General features: G+C 58.4%; 13 protein-coding genes. 8 read left to right on the forward strand and 5 right to left on the reverse strand.

The genetic code is table 11. The features are described 5' to 3' along the window. Positions 1-129: 129 nt before the first annotated feature. The 4 genes from ABXR19_RS07085 to ABXR19_RS07100 form a co-directional block, all read right to left on the reverse strand. On the reverse strand, positions 130-873 hold the full coding sequence (locus ABXR19_RS07085; protein WP_354600411.1) for a Crp/Fnr family transcriptional regulator: 744 nt from the start codon (positions 871-873) through the stop codon (positions 130-132). 5 nt (positions 874-878) lie between these two features. Further along, positions 879-1706: a response regulator gene (locus ABXR19_RS07090; protein WP_354600412.1), complete on the reverse strand. Its 828-nt coding sequence runs from the start codon at positions 1704-1706 to the stop codon at positions 879-881. Next, a complete protein-coding gene (locus ABXR19_RS07095; RefSeq protein ID WP_354600413.1) occupies positions 1703-5290 on the reverse strand; it encodes a PAS domain S-box protein in 3588 nt (1195 codons plus the stop codon). The genes ABXR19_RS07090 and ABXR19_RS07095 overlap by 4 nt, the downstream gene beginning before the upstream one ends. Positions 5291-5701: 411 nt before the next feature. Further along, complete coding sequence (locus ABXR19_RS07100) at positions 5702-7018, reverse strand: cation:proton antiporter (RefSeq protein ID WP_354600414.1); 1317 nt, start codon at positions 7016-7018, stop codon at positions 5702-5704. Between the two features lie 299 nt (positions 7019-7317). On the opposite strand from ABXR19_RS07100, the gene ABXR19_RS07105 reads away from it, so the two are divergent. After that, on the forward strand, positions 7318-7965 hold the full coding sequence (locus tag ABXR19_RS07105; RefSeq protein ID WP_354600415.1) for a hypothetical protein: 648 nt from the start codon (positions 7318-7320) through the stop codon (positions 7963-7965). A 121-nt stretch (positions 7966-8086) separates the two neighbouring features. Next, positions 8087-8332, forward strand: a complete 246-nt coding sequence (locus tag ABXR19_RS07110; protein WP_354600416.1) for a hypothetical protein — start codon at positions 8087-8089, stop codon at positions 8330-8332. Between the two features lie 420 nt (positions 8333-8752). Here the strand turns inward: ABXR19_RS07110 and ABXR19_RS07115 are convergent, their stop codons facing one another. Next, positions 8753-8911 carry a DUF3309 family protein gene (locus ABXR19_RS07115; protein ID WP_354600417.1) on the reverse strand — a complete coding sequence of 53 codons (159 nt, stop codon included), beginning with the start codon at positions 8909-8911 and terminating at the stop codon, positions 8753-8755. Positions 8912-9310: 399 nt separating this feature from the next. On the opposite strand from ABXR19_RS07115, the gene ABXR19_RS07120 reads away from it, so the two are divergent. From ABXR19_RS07120 to ABXR19_RS07145, 6 genes are all read left to right on the forward strand, one after another. After that, positions 9311-9844 (forward strand): ElaB/YgaM/YqjD family protein, encoded by a 534-nt coding sequence (locus ABXR19_RS07120; RefSeq protein ID WP_354600418.1) that lies wholly within the window; start codon positions 9311-9313, stop codon positions 9842-9844. A gap of 113 nt (positions 9845-9957) precedes the next feature. Continuing rightward, on the forward strand, positions 9958-10182 hold the full coding sequence (locus ABXR19_RS07125) for a CsbD family protein (protein ID WP_354600419.1): 225 nt from the start codon (positions 9958-9960) through the stop codon (positions 10180-10182). Between the two features lie 79 nt (positions 10183-10261). Next, on the forward strand, positions 10262-10684 hold the full coding sequence (locus ABXR19_RS07130; RefSeq protein ID WP_354600420.1) for a hypothetical protein: 423 nt from the start codon (positions 10262-10264) through the stop codon (positions 10682-10684). Positions 10685-10736: 52 nt separating this feature from the next. After that, complete coding sequence (locus ABXR19_RS07135; RefSeq protein WP_354600421.1) at positions 10737-11120, forward strand: GlsB/YeaQ/YmgE family stress response membrane protein; 384 nt, start codon at positions 10737-10739, stop codon at positions 11118-11120. A gap of 188 nt (positions 11121-11308) precedes the next feature. Further along, positions 11309-11623 (forward strand): BON domain-containing protein, encoded by a 315-nt coding sequence (locus ABXR19_RS07140; RefSeq protein WP_354600422.1) that lies wholly within the window; start codon positions 11309-11311, stop codon positions 11621-11623. A gap of 259 nt (positions 11624-11882) precedes the next feature. Next, complete coding sequence (locus ABXR19_RS07145; RefSeq protein WP_354600423.1) at positions 11883-20861, forward strand: glycoside hydrolase family 94 protein; 8979 nt, start codon at positions 11883-11885, stop codon at positions 20859-20861. The last annotated feature ends 44 nt before the right edge of the window (positions 20862-20905 follow it).

Here is a 20905-nt window from a genome sequence, read left to right on the forward strand (position 1 = left end):
GTAATACATAAGCATTCGTTATTGCCGTCATTCTGTTGCGCACCTTGCTGGGCTACCACCAGCGCAGTGATCAAATCGACCAGACAGATGCGCTCGCGCGATCAGATCGACACCCGGCTCCAAGGCTCGTTAGGCCGTGTGCTGTGAGCCTGACTCCAGAGCCTCGGCATACGGCAGCAGGCGCGCGAATTCGTCCTTGACCACTGCGTAGCACTCGCACACCCGGTGCTCCAGCCCGCCACGATCCAGCACGGCTATGTGGCCGCGGCGGTAGCTGATGAAGCCCGCACGTTGCAAGTTGCCCGCCGCTTCCGTGATGCCTTCGCGGCGCACGCCGAGCATGCTGGCGACCAGCTCCTGAGTCATGATCAGTTCGTTCGTGGGCAGCCGGTCCAGCGTCAACAGCAGCCAGCGGCACAGTTGTTGTTCAACGGAGTGATGCCGGTTGCAAACCCCTGTCTGTGCCATCTGGGTAATCAGCGCCTGGGTGTAACGCAGCAGCAAACGCTGCATGACTTCGCCGCGCTTGAATTCCTGCAGCAGTACGCGGCGCTCCAGCCGATAGGCGTGGCCGGCGGTTTGCACGACGGCGGAGCTGGGCGTGGTGTCGCCACCCATGAACAGCGAAACGCCGACCAGGCCTTCATTGCCGACACCGGCCGTTTCGGCCGAGGCGCCAGATTCCGTCACATAGTGCAGCGAGACGATGGAGCTCGTGGGGAAGTAGGCGTGCTGCAACTGGCTGCCGGGCTCGTAAAGCATGTGTCCCAGCGGCAGCGGCACCAGTTCCAGATGTGCGCTCAGGGCTTCGAGTTCAGCCGCGGGCAGGGCGGCGAGCAGGTAGTTCTGTTTCGGATTATGAGGTGATTGCATGTCTCTCAAGCCTTCTTTGGCGTGAGTTCCACGCCAATTCCGCGGTAACCGATGAAGCGGGCCGACTGGTTGAACATCGGCTCTCCGCTGACCTGGAATTTCTGTAGCGAGCCATCTGCATTGACGCGGCTAAAGACGAAATCGAGGAAGGGCTGGCGCGCTGAGATCGTGGCTTGCAGCAGTGCCCGCTCACTCTCGTTCCAGCCATCGGCTGCGTTGCCGACCGCTGCGGTATTCAGACTGTCGACGCGAACCCCGAGCATTTCCAGCACCGGGCCTGAGACCTTGGTGAAGCTCATGTTTTCGTCCTGCTCCCAATACCAGTCGGAGGCCAGTTCGGTGAGGCTGCGATAGCGCGCTTCGCTCTCGCGCAGTTCGGCGGTGCGTTCCATCACCGTTTTTTCCAGCAACAGGTTGTAGTCTTCGAGTTTCTTGTACAGCAGGCGCACTTCCAGCATATTGCGGATACGCGTTTTGACTTCGAGCAGGTCAAACGGCTTGCTGATAAAGTCCTTGGCGCCAGCTTGCAGGGCGCGCAATTTGTGGCCGGGCTGGGCGGTCAGTACGATCACCGGCAGATAGTCATCACCACTGTTGGTCTTGAGGCCTTCCATCACCTCGAACCCATCCATCATCGGCATCTGCAGATCCAGCAGGATCAGGTCGTAGTTGTTCTTGCGATGCAGCGCACAGACCTCCTGGGGGTCCATTGTCGATGTCACCCAAGTATAGCCAGCCTCGCTCAGCAGTTGTTCCAGCAGACTGATGTTCGGTTGCTGATCATCAACAATCAGGATGCTGGCACTCAGGATTTCGGATGGACTGATGATCATTGGTGTTCTCCTTCTTCTACGGCAAGGGCTGTTTTATCGTTTGCAAACTGCAGTGCCACATCCAGTGTTTCCATGAACTCTTTGACCTTGATGGGCTTGGTCAGATAGCGGAAAAAACCAGCTTCAATTCCTTTTTCGATATCACGCGGCATGGCGTTGGCACTCAGTGCCACAATCGGTATGTGCGCCGTGGCGGGGTCCAGCGCCAGAATCTGCAGTGCTTCGATGCCGCTGATGCCTGGCAGATTGATATCCATCAGGATCACATCCGGCAGCGTGGCACGCGCAATCGCAATGCCCCGGCTACCGTCGCGTGCACTCAGCAGATGGATATCGGGCCGGCGTGCCATCAGGTCTTCGACCAGCATCAGATTGGCCGGGTTGTCTTCTACATACAGGAGCGTGTGCAATGGGGGATTTCCTTGGTTTTTAGCTTGTTCAGGTAGTGCATAGGCATTTTCATGAACTTCCAGTTCGGGGTTCGTCGTCAGTTCGAGTTCAAACCAGAACACGCTGCCCGCGCCGACGCTGCTTTCGACACCGATCACCCCGCCCATCAATTCAACCAGACGCTTGCTCACGACCAGGCCGATGCCGGTGCCTTCCTCGGTTTTGGATTCCTGACCGAGACGGTTGAAGGGCTGGAAGAGTTGGGCGATCAGCTTAGGCGTCAAGCCTTCGCCAGTATCGCGCACGCTGATGCGAATCGAGTTTGGCGGGCTCAGCTGACAATCCACCACCACGCTGCCGCCCAGCTTGTTGTACTTGATTGCATTCGACAGCAAGTTGATGAGCACCTGCTTGACGCGGGTGCGGTCGCCTTGGACGATATAAGGTAGTGCCAGCGGCGGGAAGCTCACACTGATGCCGCGTTTTTGCGCCTGCTGCTCGATCATGGCCTGGCATTCGACCAAGACTTCGGGCAGGGCCACAGGTTCGACCGACAGCGATAGCTTGCCCGATTCGATCAAGGCGAGATCGAGGATCTCATTGATCAGTTCCAGCAGATACCAACCCGCCCGCAGGATCTGGTCGATGCTGCGTTTTTGGGTGGGAGTAGGCTGCGGCGTGCCGGATTCGATGAGTTGGGCAAAGCCCAGGATCGCTCCCAGTGGCGTGCGCAGCTCGTGACTCATGCTGGACAGGAAATCGGACTTGGCCAAGTTGGCTTTCTCTGCAACAAAGCGGGCACTTTCCAGCTCAACATTTTTATCCTGCAGCGCCTGATCAAGCAACGTGCGTTCGGCCTCAATCAGCTTGCGCGCGGTGTTGTCGGTGCCGATCAGCAGATAGCCGATGATGGCCTTGTGCTCATCGCGCAGCGCGGTGACCGAGACCATCGCGGGGACGCGACTGCCGTCCTTGCGACAGTAGGTCAGCTCGTAGATGTCTTCGATACCGCGCGAGGCCTTGAACACCAGGGCTTCGAAGCCCGGGTTGATCGTGGTGCCCAGTTCCAGGCTGAGGGCTTCAGCGCGCACGATCAGTTCGGGCTGATCCGAAATTTCGGCAGGCGTGACGATATTGACGACGTCGACCGCGTCGTAACCCAGCATGCGTTCGGCGCCGACATTGAAAATCTGGATCACGCCTTGGGCATCTGTGGCGATACTGGAGAAATTGGCACTGTTGAAAATAGCGTTCTGCAAGGCGCCAGCTTTGATCAAGGCCTCTTCGGCCTGCTTGCGCGCGGTGTTATCCGTGCCGATCAGCAGATAGCCGATGATGGCGTCCTGGGCATCACGCAGCGCAGTGACCGACACCACGGCGGGGAAGCGGCTGCCATCCTTACGGAAATAGGTCAGTTCGTAAATGTCCTCGATGCCACGCGAGGCCTTGAACACCAGCGCGTCGAAGCCGGGAGCAATCGGCGTGTCGAGTTCCAGACTCAAGGCCTTGGCGCGCACGACCAATTCCCTCGGGTCAGAAATATCGGCCGGGGTGATCGTGTTCACAACCTCGGCTGCGGCGTAGCCCAGCATGCGTTCGGCGCCAACGTTGAAAATCTGGATCACGCCTTTGGCATCGGTGGCGATGCTGGAGAAGTTGGCACTGTTGAAAATTGCGCGTTGCAAGGCGCCGGCCGAGAGGACCGCCTCTTCGGCCTGCTTGCGCACCGAGACATCGCGCAAAATTCCGGTGAAGAACCGCTGACCGCCGAGCCACATTTCGCTTACCGCGATCTCCAGCGGAAAGGTGCTGCCATCCTTGCGCCGGCCAACGACCTTGCGAGACAGGCCACTGGCACGCTCCTCTTCGCTGGAGCTGAAGTATTCGAGCGAGCCGATCCGGTTGTCCTCATCCAGCTCGGGAACCAGCTGGCTGAAGGGATGGCTGACCAGTTCATCCGCAGCGTAGCCAAACATTTTCTCGGCAGCCGGATTGACGGTTTCGACCACGCCGCTACTGGCATGCAGGGTGATGATGCCGTCCACCACGGTATTCAGAATCGTGTGGACCAGCGCCGAACTGTCGCGCAAGGCCTGTTGTACGGCATATTCTTCGGTGACGTTGCGGAACACCAGTACTGCGCCAACAACATCGCCCTTGTGGTTGTGAATCGGCGCGCAACTGTCAGCGATATCGTGTTCGCAGCCATCGCGGGCGATCAGTACGGTGTGATTGGCCAGGCCCTGAATCGTGCCCTTGGCCAGGGTCTTCATGACCGGGATGGCGCTGGGGCGATGAGCTTCCTTGCTGACGATAATGAAGACTTCGGCTATCGGCCGGCCAAGGGCTTCTGCCTGCGTCCAGCCGGTGAGCTGCTCGGCGACAGGATTCATGAGGGTTACGCACGCCCTGACGTCCGTCGCAATCACTGCGTCGCCGATGGAGTTGAGGGTGACGCCGAGTTTCTCTTCGCGATCCTGCAGGGCGACGTTGGTCTGCAGCAGTTGCTTGTTCAGTGTTTCCTGAATGTCCAGCAGATTGCAGGTTTCCAGGTGGATTGCATTCTTGAGGCCTTGCTGCGTCTGGCGGTAGATCAGGTAGGCAAACCACAGTGCAAACAGCAATGCGGCCATGCTGACGGAAACGATGATGGTCAGCATGCGGTGCATGTCCGCCTGGAAGGCGGTTTCGTGCTTGACCAGCAAGTCCTGCTGAATCCGGGTGAAGCGACCCATTTCTGTGCGAATCGAATCCATCAGGCGTTTGCCTTGACCCGTGCGTTCCAGTATCAAAGCTTGCGTCATATCCTGGCTGCGGCGGAATTCGATGGCCTGCGCCATGTGCGCCAGTTTGGCGTTGACCAAGGGCTGTATCGCGTCCAGATGGGTGCGGGCTGTGCTGACCGTGGAAAGCTGGTGCAACAATTCTAGGTCCTTGCCGATATTGGTGCGTACCGACAGATACGGCTCCAGAAAGACTTCATCGCCCGTCAGCAAGTAACCGCGCTGCCCCGTCTCGGCGTCAGTCAATACCGACAGAAACTCATTGGCGCTATTCAGAACAAGATAGGTGTGGCTGCGCAGTTCAGATTCGTCCTCGATCTGTTTGAACGACCACAGCGATACTGTGACGCCCAGCGCAACGAGCAGAGTGGCGGCTGCAAGTGCCGCGGCGGTCTTGTAAGAAGCTTTCAAGGGAATATGTCCTTCGCCATGTTGGCGTTGCTGCAAATGGAAATCATCATCCCGCAGCGGGGTGGGCTTGAAGCGCTGACAGATCTGAAGGAGCAAGCAGGGATGACTGCCGCGAATCGTGCGATCAGTTATACGCGGTTCCCGTACAAATAATTGCCCGCATTTTCTACGCGGTACCGATAGGAGTGAATTGAGCCTGCAACAAACGCTGAATCAGTACCCGCGCATGATGGCTATCGCTTTCTTTGTGGTCTGTGCGTCAGGCCGCATAGGCGATTTAAATATGACTGCCTGTATAGCCGCACCTGGCAACACTCTTCAGGCTACTTGCTCGCAGAGGTCCGCGCGAAGGGCTTCTTCAGCATGCCTTCCGTGTGAGGCAATACGGACGCGGCTCGGCGCCGATGTATTTCAGCGTCTGCGCCATTGCGCTTTGCGGCGCATGTAGAGGCGCATCAGCGGGGTGACCGAGATGCCGTGCAAAACGATTGATGCGGCGACCATGCTCAAGGTGATGGCAATGATCTGCTCCGCCAAAGCGAGCGAGAGTCCCTGGTTAATCGCAAACATCAGGTAGTAGATCGAGCCGATGCCGCGGATGCCAAACCAGGAAATCATGATGCGCTGATCGCCGGATGCCCTTGCACCGAGCAGGCCCAGCCATACCGACAGCGGGCGTACAACGAACAGCAACAGCAGCACGAAGCAGATGGCAATGGTCGGCAGATTGATGAAGGCCAGCATGGCTCCCAGCACCAGCACCATGGCGAGCTCGGCGATCCGCTCCAGCTGGGCATTGAAGCCCTCCATCTCGTGCATCATGAATGCGCTGGCCGATTCAGCGTGGGTGGCCAGCGCCTCGTTGGCTTGTTTGCTCTGGATGCCGGTTTCCCGCAGCGTTGGTTTGGCCTCATCGACCGGCGCGGCACGCACGCGCTGGAGTGCCAGACCGGCCGCGAATACGGCCAGAAACCCATAGGTGTGGAGCAGGATGGATAGCCCATAAGTCAGCGCGATAAGGCCGATGGCCAGAAACTCGTCGAGGCCGACGGACTCTTTATGGTGGCTGCGTAGATACAAGACCAGCTTCCCGATCAGGTGGCCCAGTGCGCCGCCAGTCAACAGGCCGCCGGTAACGGCCCACAGCACATCCACGGCCAACCAGCGCCAGCCCCAGTCGCCCAGATCATGCAAGCCGAGCAAACCCAGGCCGAGCATGACAAAAGGGAATGCAGCACCATCGTTCAATCCGCCTTCGCCAGTCAGGCTGAAGCGCAGGCGATCACGATCACTGGCTTCAAGCACCTGCACATCGGAAGCCAGAACCGGGTCGGTCGGTGCGAGGATCGCTCCGAGCAACACCGCCGCGCCCAGCGAAAGGCCCAGCCCCCACACGCCGATCACAGTGATCAGTGCCACCGTGATCGTCATCGAAACAATCGCCAGCCGCAGTGGCAGATGCCAGCCTTTGTCGGACAGAGGCAGACCCAGCTTGAGGCCGACGGCGAACAGGGAAATGAGTACGGCGATTTCGGAAGCGTGTTCGAGAATGACCGAGTAGTTCAATGGGTCGGGGGAAATCAGGGCCCATCCGGCCGGGCCAAGCGCACCGCCGATAGCCAGGTAAATCATGGCAGAGCTGAGAGGCAGGCGCTTCAATGCGGTGCCCGACAAGGCCATGGTGATCAACAACAGCCCACTGATGATTGCCCAAACAGGATAAGACATGGTTTACCGCAAGAGGCGGCTGATTCTCCTTGTGAAGAAAACGCTGAATGACTGAAGAAACACGCTTCGCGTACTGCTACCGCAAGGTGGAGGTTCATTCATTGACGCCAAAACTTACGCGAATTGCCTTGCGCTTTATGTGCGCAAACAGACAGACCGACGAAGGAAGCTTGCCTAATCTCCGCTCATCCGGACTCGCCGGTTTGCATATTTTCAAGTGCAACTCCAGCAAGGATCGGTGCATGCCCGGGATTCATTCCCGATGCATCACTCCCAAATCAATCAATAAAGGAATAGAGATGAATACGCTCAATATCACGATGATTACTCTGGCAGTGGCCGCCGTTTTCAGTACTGGTGCGATGGCTCAGAACATTTCGAACAATGACTACAAAGCCGGCAAGGACAAGATCTCCGTCGAGCACAAGTCTGCCAAGGCCGGCTGTGCATCCTTATCCAGCAACGCCAAGGACATCTGCATCGCGCAGGCTGATGGCAAGAACAAGGTTGCTCTGGCTGAACTTCAAGTCTCCTACACGCCCAGCGTGAAGACCCGTTACGAAGTCCGTATCGCTCAGGCTGAGGCTGACTATGCCGTCGCCAAGGAACGTTGCGATGATCAGGCAGGGAACGCCAAGGATGTGTGCGTGAAAGAAGCCAAGGCTGTCGAAACAACCGCTAAGGCCGATGCGACCGCGCAGATGAAGACGACAGATGCAAACATGACGGCCAATGAGAAGACCAATGCTGCAAACGCTACGGCCAATGAGAAGACCAGTGCGGCTAAAAGCAAGGCCAGCGAAAAGAAGGCAGATGCCCGTAAGGAAGCCGCTGCCGACAAGACGGACGCTGAGTACGCCGTTGCAAAGGAAAAGTGCGATGCACAAGCCGGTGTTGCCAAGGACACTTGCCTGAATCAGGCCAAGGCCCGCTTCGGCAAGTCCTGAACCCAGGAATGAACGAGCGCCCTGAAAGGGCGTTCGCACATCACCTTGATCCCGCAGCAAGAGTCTTCGAATCGATCACTCTTGCTTTCGGACGTGTGTATTACTGAAGAGGACGTCAATCATGAAATTCGGAAAAACAGTCAGTACCGTAGTCGTGGCAAGTGCTTTGTTGCTGGCGCTTGCCGCCTGCCAGAAAACAGAAGGTCCGGCAGAACGCGCCGGCAAGGAAATTGACAATACAAGCGAGAAGGTCGGGCAACAGTTCGATGCCGCAGGCAACAAGATCGAAAGGGCCGCCGACAAGACGGGTGATGCGCTGGAGAAAGCCGGTGGCAAGGTCAAGGATGCCGTGACGCCGGACAAGTAAGCTGGAGTGCGGGCCGATGCAGCTCGATGCTCAGTAGTCCTCAAAAAAAAGGGAAATCCGGCGTTTCCCTTTTTTCAATTCTGCTTATCAACCCTCGTCCGGAGCCGCCTGCCACACGCCCAACACCGTCGTTCCCGCGCAGGCGGAAAGGCAGTGCCTTTCCCCCAGCGACGTTCGCGAAGTCGCTGGATTCCAGCCTTCGCGGGAGCGACGTCGGAGAGGTTGTTGATCCTTAAGTGATCTGTACTACCTACAGGCGGGCTTCTTCAGCGCGGCATCGTGAAGAGCAAGGCGCCGCGCGGCTGTACAGGCAACGGATGGGTTGCAAAAAAAGGCGCGCCTGACTCACTTGATGAGCCAGGCGCGCCTGGGGCTCGGATGGTGCTGCTTGTCTGCGCACAGACAAGCAGCACCTGTAGATCAAATCCGGCCGAGTAGCATCAACACGACGATTACCAGCAGCACGGTACCAAGAATGCCGCTGGGGCCGTAACCCCATGAGCGGCTGTGCGGCCAGCTCGGAATCGCACCGAGCAGCATTAATACGAGAAGCACCAGCAGAATTGTGCCTAATGTCATTTTGTTCTCCTAAAAAGATGGTGTGCTGAACAGCGGACGCAAACAACATCTGCATGCTGATCAGAGATTTTCAGAGGTGTCGCGGCGGCTATGCGCACGGCAAATAAGCCTGCCACGCCCCTGCCTCTAATGTGCCTTGACCTTAAGTTTTCGTCTGTGCGCTAGCGCACATTTTTCTCTGCGGAGAGCCTCTGGATATGTATCTGGGCTCAGCTGCGTGTGCGCTGACGCACAGACCGGTTTGGTCGCGGAGAACAGGATGCGTATCAGAGGGAGGCGATATTTCAGTCATGAATGTCGCAAATGCGGGCTCCACCATTCTTGGTGGCGATCCTGCGAACCCTTTTTTCTCCGCTCGATAATTTCGGCTTTCATGAGAAGAAGGCCAGGAGTACCACGATGACGCCATTCGCATTTCTGATTGCTGTTGTGATTGTCGCGTTGCTCCTTTGGGCCTGGAGGAACTTGAGCCTGTGGTTGATGGCAGGTCAGGATCTTGTTTTTTGCATTGCTGACCGCTCTGACGGTCGCGGTGATTTCAGGGGCGAAAAAGCACAAACCCGTGCCGCAATGGTTCCCTTTTTTTCGTTTTTACCTGGAGGCAGTATGAACACAGCAATTGATGGAAATTTTGACCATAGCCTGATTGATGGCAAGAAGGAAAAACTCGTAACGGATCTTAAAGGCGTGCTGGCCGATGCCGACGATCTGCTCAAGGAAGTGGGCAACTCCACTGCCGAAGAGTTCGCCGCCATTCGTACGAAAGTCGAGGGGAAACTGAGCGAAGCACGAGTCAAGCTTGAAAGCGCGCGTGGCGTCGCCATGCAAAAAGCTCAACACGCTGGCGATTATGTCAGCGCCAATCCGGGTAAATCCCTTGGGGCTGCGGTCGTTGCCGGACTGGTGATTGGCCTCATTCTGAGCCGTCGTTGATTGACTGACGAGCCCCTTGCGTCCGGCATGCTGGTTCGCGACGGGTCTGCAGAAATTCAGGATACCCGGCTGGCAACGATTCCAGCCGGATCCTGCGTAAAAGGAGTTTTGATATGAACTGGGATATCGTCGAAGGTGACTGGAAGCAATTCAAGGGCAAAGTAAAAACGCAGTGGGGCAAGCTCACTGACGACAAGCTTGATGAAATTGCGGGAAAGCGGATCGAATTGTCCGGCAAGCTTCAGGAGGCCTATGGCATCTCGAGGGATGAAGCCGAGACTCAAATCAAGCGCTTTGAAAAAAACCACAAGGATTCCAGCAAGGATTGTTGCAGCTGATCCGCTCATGCCATGTGCTGCACGGTGCTGCGCGTGGCAACAAAGAGTCTTGATAAATCAGAACAGCAGGAGACTCAATATGAAACGAATTCTTATTGGCGCAGCGCTCGCCGTTTCCGCAGTGTCGATCCAGGCGGCCGACGTTGGCGTATCCATCAGCCTGGGTCAGCCTGGCTTTTATGGACGTATCGAACTTGGCGACTATCCACCACCCCAACTGGTCTACAGCAGCCCGCGAGTGATCCAGCGCGTGCCCACTGGCCGCCCGCCGATTTACCTGCGCGTGCGTCCGGGCCACGAAAAGAACTGGGGCAGGCACTGTCGCCAATACAACGCCTGTGGCGAGCGGGTCTATTTCGTGCAGAACAGCTGGTACGACCGCGAGTACGCCCCCCGTTACCGCGAGCGGCATGGCGAGCGGCGGGATGATCGGCGCGGGGAAGAGCGCGGTCGTTCGGAGAATGATCGGGGCCACGGGCGTGACCGCAATCGTGATCGATAAGACGCATCGAACATCAGCGCGCAACGACTCTGCAGCTTGAGCCTGAAGCTATGTGTTCGCTAACGCACCGACAGAAACTCTTCCAGTGATCAAGCTATGCCTTGACGTGACGGGCACAAATTTTCAACCGGATTCTGTGCCTGTCAAATGCAATGAAGATAACCGGATGCTTCACAGACTGGATTCAATGATGCCGCTACTTGCCTGGATCGTACTTGGACTTATTGCTGGATTCGTTGTCAGCAAACTATTCAACGGAACCGGATCAGGGCTTGTGATGGACGTTGTACTTGGCGTTCTGGGGGCGGTTATTGGTGGCGGTCTGTTCAGTAATTTTGTGATGGCGGGTGTTGGCAACTTGAGTCTTCATGGCGTGCTGGTCGCGATCATGGGTGCAGTGTCCTTATTGCTGCTGTATCACGCCATTCCCCGGTAGAGAACGCTCATCAGGACGAATAACTATTTGCGAAGCAGTCCGGATCATCTCTGACTTCTTTGCAATTCCATCGCTACACCGTCGGCGTAGCGCCATTTTGGCGGTTCTGGATAACGCGGCCTCGCAAGCTTTTTCAAAGATTCCGAGATCACGAAGTCCTTCTTCATTAACATCAGGAGATATCAATCATGACTAAATTCAGCAAGTATCTATCCGCACTTTTCCTGGCCGTGACGCTGACATCTGTCATCGGCTGCGCCTCAACCACAAAGCAAGAGAGCACTGGCGAGTACTTTGACGACAGCTTCATCACCACCAAGGTCAAGACCGCTATCGTTCAGGAATCTACCTTGAAGAGTTCTGAAATCAATGTTGAAACCTTCAAGGGCACCGTTCAGCTGAGTGGTTTTGTAAGTTCGACAACCGCAGCGAACAAGGCTGTCGAAGTTACTCGCGCCGTCAAGGGTGTCAAAGCCGTCAAGAACGACATGCGTATCAAGTAATTGGTGTTTGCGAGACTGCTGCAAGGCTTTGTGTTTTTCAGCAGTCTCGATGTTTAACGGCCTTATGCCGTATATTGCCCCGGCAGCATCCATGAAATATTCGCGAGTTGTCCCGTCTTTCACTCGCAATCGCCCCGCCTACGCGCTGTACGCCGCTTCATCAGAATCTCTCAACTTCTGGACCACGCATTGTTGCGGGTCTGCACTCGTACGCACCGTGCGTCGTTGAGCTTCTATTTCCCGGAAAGGGAGTCCTGAATTGGCCGCAGCCAAAAAATTCATTGAGCACTTGCTCGCTTGGATCACGCCCGCACTTGGTGAATCCAGAATTGGCGACTGGCCACAAATCTCGTCTGACGAAGAGGCGCCTTTGCGTGCCGAGTTGTTCAGTGCTGATCAGATGGAGTTGCATGGCAAGTCACTTGCAAGCGCCCACAGGATAACGCTGGATCGTGCGCCGGATCAGCTGCTGGCGCGTCTGGCTGAAAACGAAGCCGCCCTGATCGAGGTATGTGATCTGCTGACCTCGGCCGTCACGGAAAAGCGCCGGATAACCCCAGCTGGTGGTTGGCTGCTCGACAATTTTTACCTCATCGAAGAACAGATCCGCGCGACCCGGATTCACCTGCCCAAAGGCTATAGCCGGGGTTTGCCTCGCCTGAAATCGGGTTCGTCCGCCGGCCGTCCGCGCGTTTACGACATTGCGCTTGAAATTGTTTCGCACGGCGATGGACGCGTTGATGCCGAAGTGCTGACGCGTTTTGTCGCTGCGTACCAGAACGTCACGCCACTGAAGCTGGGCGAGCTGTGGGCGATTCCCATCATGCTGCGCCTGGCGATCATCGAAAATCTGCGGCGCGTTGGCGTGCGGGTGGCGGTGGGGTGGAATGAACGCAATCTGGCGGGGTCGTGGGCAGACCAGATGACGGAGATCGCGGAGCGCGATCCGAAAAGCCTGATCCTGATCATTGCTGACATGGCGCGCTCCAATCCTCCGATGGGAGGGGCCTTTGTTGCCGAGCTGGCGCGTCGCCTGCAGGGGCGTGGCCCGGCACTGGCTTTGCCGCTGACCTGGGTCGAGCAAACCCTGTCGGAATCTACGCTGACCATCGAGCAGCTGGTGCAGCTGGAAAATCAGCAGCAAGCCGCAAATCAGGTTTCGATCAGCAACAGCATCGGCAGTCTGCGGGTGCTGGGTGCCATGGATTGGCGCGAGTTTGTCGAAACCTTGAGCGTGGTCGAGCAGACTCTGCGTGAAGACCCGGTTGGCATTTATGGGCAGATGGATTTTGCGACGCGTGATCAGTATCGCCATGCAAACGAGGCCTTGGCCAAAAAGAGTCCGCTGAGCGAAGGTGAGCTGGCTCGTCAGGTTGTCGAGCTGGCGCGTGCCGGTGCGGATAAAGCTACCGTAAGCGGAGAACGTGCGCGACACGTTGGTTTCTATCTGATCGGCAAAGGTCTGCCCGCGCTGGAGCGTGTTGCGCAAATCCGTCACTCCGGCCTTTACAGCTTATGGAGCAACGTGAAGCAGCATCCCGAGTACCTGTATCTGGGTGCCATTGCGCTGCTCACGCTGATTTTCGCCGGCGCCATGGTGTTCCTGGCGCAGACGGCCGTAACTTCTCGTCTGGTCTTGGGGCTGTTTGCTATTCCGGCCTTGCTGGTGGCGAGCCGTCTGGCATCAGCCCTGGTTAACTGGGTGGCTACGCAGGTGGTCAAGCCACATGCCTTGCCCCGGATGGATTATTCGGAAGGCATCCCGTCTCAATCACGTACACTGGTCGTTGTACCGACCATGCTGACGGGCGCGCAGAGCATCGAGAATCTGGTCGAGGCACTGGAGGTCCGCTTTCTGGCGAATCGGGATGAACGTCTGCATTTCGCGTTGCTGACGGATTTTCTCGACGCTCACGAAGAGACATTGCCGGAAGACGAGGCGCTGTTGCTGCTGGCACAAGCCCGGATTGCTGATCTGAACGAGAAGTACAGCAGTGACGGCGGACAAACCCCCAATGACATTTTCTTCCTCTTTCATCGCCCACGCCGCTGGAACCCTCAGGCCGGAATCTGGATGGGTTACGAGCGCAAACGCGGCAAGCTGGCTGCACTGAACGCGCTATTGCGTGGCGAGACGTGGGGAGCTGCCACGGATCAGTTCTCGATTGTGGTCGGTGATACCACGGCACTGTCCAGCGTGAAGTATGTCATTACCCTGGATACCGATACGCTGTTGCCGCGTGACGCCGCACGGCAATTTGTCGGCACCATGGCACACCCGCTGAATCGCCCTTGTTACGACGAGAGCAAGCAACGCGTTACCGAGGGTTACGGCATCCTGCAACCACGAGTGGCGATCAGCCTGCCGGGAACCAACCGCTCACGCTATGCACGCCTCTATGGCGGCGAGCCCGGGATCGATCCTTACACGCGTGCAGTGTCGGATGTCTATCAGGATGTGTTTCGCGAAGGCTCCTTCATCGGCAAAGGGATCTACGACGTTGATGCCTTCGAACAAGCGCTGGGCGGGCGTTTCCCCGAAAACCGGATCCTCAGTCACGATCTTCTGGAAGGTTGTTACGCGCGGGCAGGGCTGCTCAGCGATGTGCAGCTGTATGAAGATTACCCGGCACGCTATGCCGCTGATGTGAGTCGTCGTCATCGCTGGATCCGCGGCGACTGGCAGCTGGCTGCATGGTTACTGCGTCGCGTGCCTGATCATTGTCTGGGCAAGCATGCAGAAAAACAGGCGGACGCCAAGGCTGTGAGCGCACAGCGCCTGGCTCCGCAAAAGAACCCATTATCCGGTTTGTCGCAGTGGAAGCTGATCGACAACCTGCGGCGCAGCCTGCTGCCGGCAGCACTGATGCTGGTATTGATTCTGGGGTGGACGCTGTTCTCGCCGGCATGGCTGTGGACGCTCATGCTGCTGGGCGTCATGCTGATCCCACTGTGCGCATTGACGCTTGATCTGCTGCGCAAACCCGCGGACGTGCCCTTGCGGCAACACGTTTCAGTCATCGCCGATTCGGCTTCGCGCGGCTTCATACAAACGGCATTCGAACTGGCCTGCCTGCCTTACGAAGCCTGTTTCAGTCTGGATGCCATTTTGCGCACCCTGTGGCGAATGGGCGTGACGCACAAGCGCTTGCTTGAATGGAATCCTTCCAGCGAAACCGAGCGTGCGGCCTCGACACGCGAGGGGAGTGAGCTATCCACCGCTATCCGCTCGATGTGGGTGGGGCCAGTCATTGCATCGCTCGGTGCAGTCTATCTGGCCGTTTCGAATCCGGCAGCGCTGATCGTGGCCATGCCGATCCTGCTGCTGTGGTTCGCGTCACCGCTCATCGTGTGGTGGATCAGTCGCCCGCTCGTTCGCAGTCAGGCAAGCCTGAGCAAGGAACAGACAATCTTTCTGCGTAATATTTCACGGCGAACCTGGGCCTTCTTCGACAAATTCGTCAGCCCGGAAGACAATTATTTACCGCCCGATAACTACCAGGAGTATCGCGTTGCTGCGATTGCTCACCGCACCTCGCCGACCAACATCGGAATGGCTTTGCTGGCGAATCTGACAGCTTATGATTTCGGCTACATCCTCGCAGGCAAGCTCATCGAGCGTACGACGAATACGCTGCAGACGATGGGCAAGCTGGAACGATACCGAGGTCATTTTTACAATTGGTACGACACACAGACGCTACAGCCGATGCAACCACTGTATGTGTCGACCGTGGATAGCGGAAATCTCGCCGGTCACTTGCTGACCTTGAATCCGGGTTTGCTCGCGCTGGGCGACGAGCAGATATTGCCGGCACGCCTGTTTGATGGTCTGGGCGACACGTTCAGGATTTACATGGAGATGGCCGACGAGACCGACCGGATTGCCGCAGGGCAGGCGGCGGCCTTGCGGAACGAACTGGAGTCGGCGTCCGCGATTCGCCCAGGCACGCTGATGGCTGCTCACGCGACACTGCTACGACTCTCAGCCAATGCAATCGCGCTGTTTGATCGCGTCGCCAGCCAGCTTGCGCTCGTGGACAACACGCCGCTTGAAGTCGACGCGAAAGCTTCGCAAGCCAGATCAGCTAAAAAAACAGAGGCCGCATTCTGGGCGCAGGCGCTGGTGGAACAATGTCGTGAAGCTCTGGATGAACTGAACTTCCTTGCCCCCTGTGTGTCACTTGCGCCCCCTCCGAGCGGGCTGGAAATGTATCTCCTGGGGAATTCCCGATTAGCCACAATCCCGACGCTGCGTGAACTGGTGAGTCTGGAGCCAGCCTTGCGCCCGGACATCAGTGCCCACTTCGACGCCGATAACATGCAGCCGGCGCAGTACGCCTGGCTGCTGGCATTGCATCAGGCCGTGACGCTGGGAAGTTCCCGCGCTCAGGCGCGACTCGAAGCCATCGAAGATCTGGCCTTGCAAGCCAGTGATTATTCCCGCATGGAATATGACTTCCTGTTTGACAAGACACAGCACTTGCTCAGCATTGGCTACAACGTCAGTGACCGTCGGCTTGATGCGGGCTACTACGATCTGCTCGCATCCGAAGCGCGGCTGGGCTGTTTCGTGGGCATTGCCACAGGGCAATTGCCACAGGAGAGCTGGTTTGCGCTGGGGCGCTTGCTTGCCGCCACAGGCGGCGAGCCGGCCTTGCTGTCGTGGAGCGGCTCGATGTTCGAGTATCTGATGCCGCTGCTGGTCATGCCGACCTATGACAATACCTTGCTCGATCAGACCTGCGCAGCAGCGGTGACGCGTCAGATCGAATACGGCAAGCAACGCGGGGTGCCTTGGGGCGTTTCCGAGTCGGGTTACAACACGGTCGATCTGGAACTCAATTATCAATACCACGCCTTCGGAGTGCCGGGCCTGGGGCTCAAGCGCGGGCTGGCTGAAGATCTGGTGATCGCACCGTATGCATCGGCGCTGGCGCTGATGGTGGCGCCAGAGCAGGCCTGCGTGAATCTGCAGCGTCTGGCGGCGGATGGTCTGGTGGGCAAATATGGTTTCTTCGAAGCCATTGATTACACCGCCTCGCGTCAGCGGCGCGGTCAGTCCAGCGCCGTGGTGCGTTCATTCATGGCCCACCATCAGGGCATGAGCTTGCTGGCGCTGGCTTATCTGCTGCTGGATCGGCCAATGCAGCGACGTTTCGAGTCGGAACCGCAGTTTCAATCCGTCATGCTCTTGCTGCAGGAGAAGGTCCCTAAAACGACCGCGCTGTTTTCGCATACGGCCCAGCGTTTTGATACTGCGGCGAGTGCGGAAACCGTCGAGACGCCGATCCGTGTGTTCAACAGCGCCAGCACGCCGATCCCCGAAGTGCAGTTGCTGTCGAACGGGCGTTACCACGTCATGCTTACCAATGCCGGCGGAGGTTACAGCCGCTGGAAGGATCTGGCGGTTACGCGCTGGCGTGAAGATACGACACGCGATAACTGGGGCTCTTTCTGCTATATCCGCGATGTCGCCAGCAAGGCCTTCTGGTCGTCGACCTATCAGCCCACGCTCAAGCGCCCGGAACACTATGAGGCGATCTTTTCGGAGGGTCGCGCGGAATTCCGTCGGCGCGATTCCGTCGGCGGTGGTCTGGGTGCCGATCTGGGAAATTTCGAGACACATACCGAAATTGTCGTCTCGCCCGAAGATGACATCGAGCTGCGCCGGGTGCGCATCACCAATCGTTCGCGCCAGCGCAGGGTAGTGGAAATCACCAGCTACGCCGAGGTGGTGATTGCCCCGGCCGCCGCAGATGCGCTGCATCCGGCCTTCAGCAACCTGTTTGTCCAGACCGAGATCCTGCGCGAGCGGCGCGCAATCCTGTGCACGCGTCGGCCAGCCTCGGTGGGCCAGCAAGCGCCGTGGATGTTTCATCAGATCGCGGTACATGGCACGGACATCCGTGAGGAGTCATACGAAACGGATCGCATGCGCTTTATCGGCCGCACCCGCAGTGCTGCAGAGCCGCTGGCCATGAGCGAGATGGCGCCACTTTCCAATACCGAAGGTTCGGTGCTGGATCCTGTCGTTGCCATCCGCGTCTCGTTCACGCTCGAAGCAGAGCAGTCCGTCACCCTAGATATGGTGACGGGCGTGGCCGATACGCGCGAACTGGCCATGGGCCTGGTCGACAAGTATCAGGATCGGCACCTCGCCGATCGCGTCTTCGATCTGGCCTGGACACACAGCCAGGTGGTGCTGCGCCAACTCAATGCCAGCGAAGCCGATGCGCAGTTGCACGCGCGTCTGGCCAGTTCGGTCATCTACGCAAACCCCGGCTTGCGCGCCGAGGCACCTCTGCTGATCAGGAACCGGCGTGGGCAGTCCGGACTGTGGGGTTACACCATTTCCGGGGATCTGCCGATTGTGCTGCTGCAGATTGGCGATGCCGACAATATCGATCTCGTGCGTCAGCTCATCCAGGCTCAAGCCTACTGGCGCCTGAAGGGCCTGGCGGTGGATCTGGTGATCTGGAACGAAGATCGCGCGGGTTACCGTCAGCAGCTGCAGGAACAGATCATGAGCTTAATTGCTTCAGGGGTCGGTGCCAGCCAGGTTGATCGGCCGGGTGGCATCTTCGTGCGCTCTGGCGAGCAGATGTCCGGCGAGGACCGTATCCTGTTCCAATCCGTCGCGCGTGCCGTCATCACGGATGGCCGCGGCAGCCTGGCCGAGCAGTTCGAGCATCGTGGCCCCCGCGAAACCCGGGCTCCGCGCTTTGCCCCCACCAGCCTGCCCAAGATTGCTCACCGCTCCGAACCGAACTCTTCGTCGATACCGGCGCGACGCGATCTGATCCTCTTCAATGGCCTGGGTGGCTTTGCCCCGGACGGGCGCGAATACGTCATCACCCTGGCCCCCGGTCAGGTCACGCCCGCGCCCTGGGTCAATGTGCTGGCGAATGCGAATTTCGGTACGGTCATTTCGGAAAATGGCGCGGCCTACACCTGGAGTGAAAACGCTCACGAATTCCGGCTCACGCCCTGGCACAACGATCCGGTCAGCGATGCCAGTGGCGAAGCGCTGTATCTGCGTGATGAAGATACGGGCAACGTCTGGTCACCGACACCGCTGCCGGTTCGCGCGACGACGACTTATGTCATTCGCCACGGCTTCGGCTACAGCGTGTTCGAAACTCATGTGGATGGCATCAGCACCGAACTGTGGGTGTATGTGGATCTGAACGCCGCGGTCAAGTTCTCGGTGCTCAAGGTGCGTAACGAATCGGGTCGGCCACGCAGGCTGTCCGCCACAGGCTATGTCGAATGGGTCCTGGGTGATCTGACACCTAAATCGGCCATGCATGTCAGCACCGAAATCGTCAATCCAAGCGGCGCCCTGTATGCGCGCAATCCCTACAACACGGCGTTTGCCGAGCGGGTCGCATTCTTCGACGTGGATGATCCGGCACGCAACCTCACCGGCGACCGCAGCGAATTCATCGGTCGCAATGGCTCCCTGCGCAGTCCGGCCGCACTGAGTCGCCAGCGCCTGTCCGGCAAGGTCGGCGCGGGCATGGATCCCTGCGCCGCGATCCAGACCAGTTTCGATCTGGCTGACGGGCAGGAGCGCGAAATCGTCTTCCGCCTGGGCGTCGGGCGCAATGCGGACGAGGCTGGCAAGCTGGTCCAGCGTTTCCGTGGCTCGCTGGCCGCGCGTAGCGCACTCGATGCGGTGCACGCCTATTGGCGGCGCACTCTGGGCGCGGTGCAGGTGGAAACCCCGGATGCATCGGTCAACGTATTGGCCAATGGCTGGCTGGTGTATCAAACCCTGGCCTGCCGCATGTGGGCACGCAGCGGCTATTACCAGTCCGGTGGTGCCTACGGTTTCCGCGACCAGTTGCAGGACACGATGGCGCTGGTTCACACCAAGCCCGAATTGATGCGCGAGCATCTGCTGCTGTGCGCCAGCCGTCAGTTCCAGGAGGGCGATGTCCAGCACTGGTGGCATCCGCCTTCAGGGCGGGGCGTGCGCACGCATTGCTCGGATGACTATCTGTGGCTGCCACTGGCGGTGTGCCGCTATGTGCAGAGCACCGGCGATACCGGCGTGCTGGATGAACCGATTCACTTCCTCGAAGGCCGTCTGGTCAGCCCCGGCGACGAATCCTATTACGACCTGCCGGGCCGTTCGGTCGACGCCGCGAATCTCTACCATCACTGCGTACGCGCCATCGAGCATGCCTTGAAGTTCGGCGAACACGGCTTGCCACTGATGGGCTCCGGTGACTGGAACGACGGTATGAACCGGGTCGGGATTGAGGGCAAGGGCGAAAGCGTCTGGCTCGCCTTCTTCCTGTGTGAAGTGCTCAAGCAGTTTTCGGTTCTGGCACTGCGCTGTGGCGACTCAGGTTTTGGCGATCGTTGCATGGCCGAGGAAACACAGCTGCGCCAGAACATCGAACAGAACGCCTGGGATGGCGAATGGTATCGCCGCGCCTGGTTCGACGACGGCACGCCGCTCGGCACGGCGAGCAATGCGGAATGCCGCATCGATTCGGTCTCGCAAAGCTGGTCGGTGCTCTCCGGCGTCGGCGAGGCGCGTGGCCACGGCGAGAGCAATCTGTCGCGTTCCTGCCAGGCCATGCAATCGGTCTACGAGCATCTGGTGCGTCACGATGAAAAGCTGATCCAGTTGCTCGATCCGCCCTTCGACAAATCCAGTCTCGATCCCGGCTACATCCGTGGCTACGTGCCCGGCGTGCGCGAGAACGGCGGCCAATACACGCATGCTGCCGTCTGGGCCGCGATGGCGTTTGCCAAGCTGGGCGAACACGAACGCGCCTGGGAATTGCTGGCCATGATCAACCCGGTCAACCACACCCTGACGGCGGAAGGCGTGGCGATCTACAAAGTCGAACCTTATGTCGTTGCCGCCGACGTCTATGCGATGGCGCCGCACACCGGGCGCGGTGGCTGGAGCTGGTACACCGGCTCGGCCGGCTGGACTTATCGCCTCATGATGGAATCCCTGCTGGGTCTGAACCGGGTGGGTAACAGCCTGCTGCTGACGCCGTGTCTGCCCGCGCACTGGCCTTCCTTCAAGATGACGTATCGCTATCGGGAGACTGTCTATCAGATCAGCGTCACGCAAACCGCAGGCGACGCTGCGGGAATGTGCGTGAAGCTGGATGGCCTCGAACTGGCGGACAAGGCGGTTCCTCTGGTCGACGATCATCGTGAGCATGCGGTCGAGGTGGTGCTCTGGATGCGGGCGGATCAGGTTTGAGATTCACTGCGTTGAGACATTCCGTGAGCAGGTGGAGTGTTTCT

It is taken from the genome of Uliginosibacterium flavum (assembly GCF_040566545.1).
Classification (GTDB): domain Bacteria; phylum Pseudomonadota; class Gammaproteobacteria; order Burkholderiales; family Rhodocyclaceae; genus Uliginosibacterium; species Uliginosibacterium flavum.

Coding starts and splice junctions, on each gene's coding strand:
- ABXR19_RS07105 (WP_354600415.1), top strand. CDS start 7,318: ATGAATACGCTCAATATCACGATGATTACTCTGGCAGTGGCCGCCGTT.
- ABXR19_RS07125 (WP_354600419.1), top strand. CDS start 9,958: ATGAACTGGGATATCGTCGAAGGTGACTGGAAGCAATTCAAGGGCAAA.
- ABXR19_RS07130 (WP_354600420.1), top strand. CDS start 10,262: ATGAAACGAATTCTTATTGGCGCAGCGCTCGCCGTTTCCGCAGTGTCG.
- ABXR19_RS07110 (WP_354600416.1), top strand. CDS start 8,087: ATGAAATTCGGAAAAACAGTCAGTACCGTAGTCGTGGCAAGTGCTTTG.
- ABXR19_RS07085 (WP_354600411.1), bottom strand. CDS start 873: ATGCAATCACCTCATAATCCGAAACAGAACTACCTGCTCGCCGCCCTG.
- ABXR19_RS07115 (WP_354600417.1), bottom strand. CDS start 8,911: ATGACATTAGGCACAATTCTGCTGGTGCTTCTCGTATTAATGCTGCTC.
- ABXR19_RS07140 (WP_354600422.1), top strand. CDS start 11,309: ATGACTAAATTCAGCAAGTATCTATCCGCACTTTTCCTGGCCGTGACG.
- ABXR19_RS07090 (WP_354600412.1), bottom strand. CDS start 1,706: ATGATCATCAGTCCATCCGAAATCCTGAGTGCCAGCATCCTGATTGTT.
- ABXR19_RS07120 (WP_354600418.1), top strand. CDS start 9,311: ATGACGCCATTCGCATTTCTGATTGCTGTTGTGATTGTCGCGTTGCTC.
- ABXR19_RS07100 (WP_354600414.1), bottom strand. CDS start 7,018: ATGTCTTATCCTGTTTGGGCAATCATCAGTGGGCTGTTGTTGATCACC.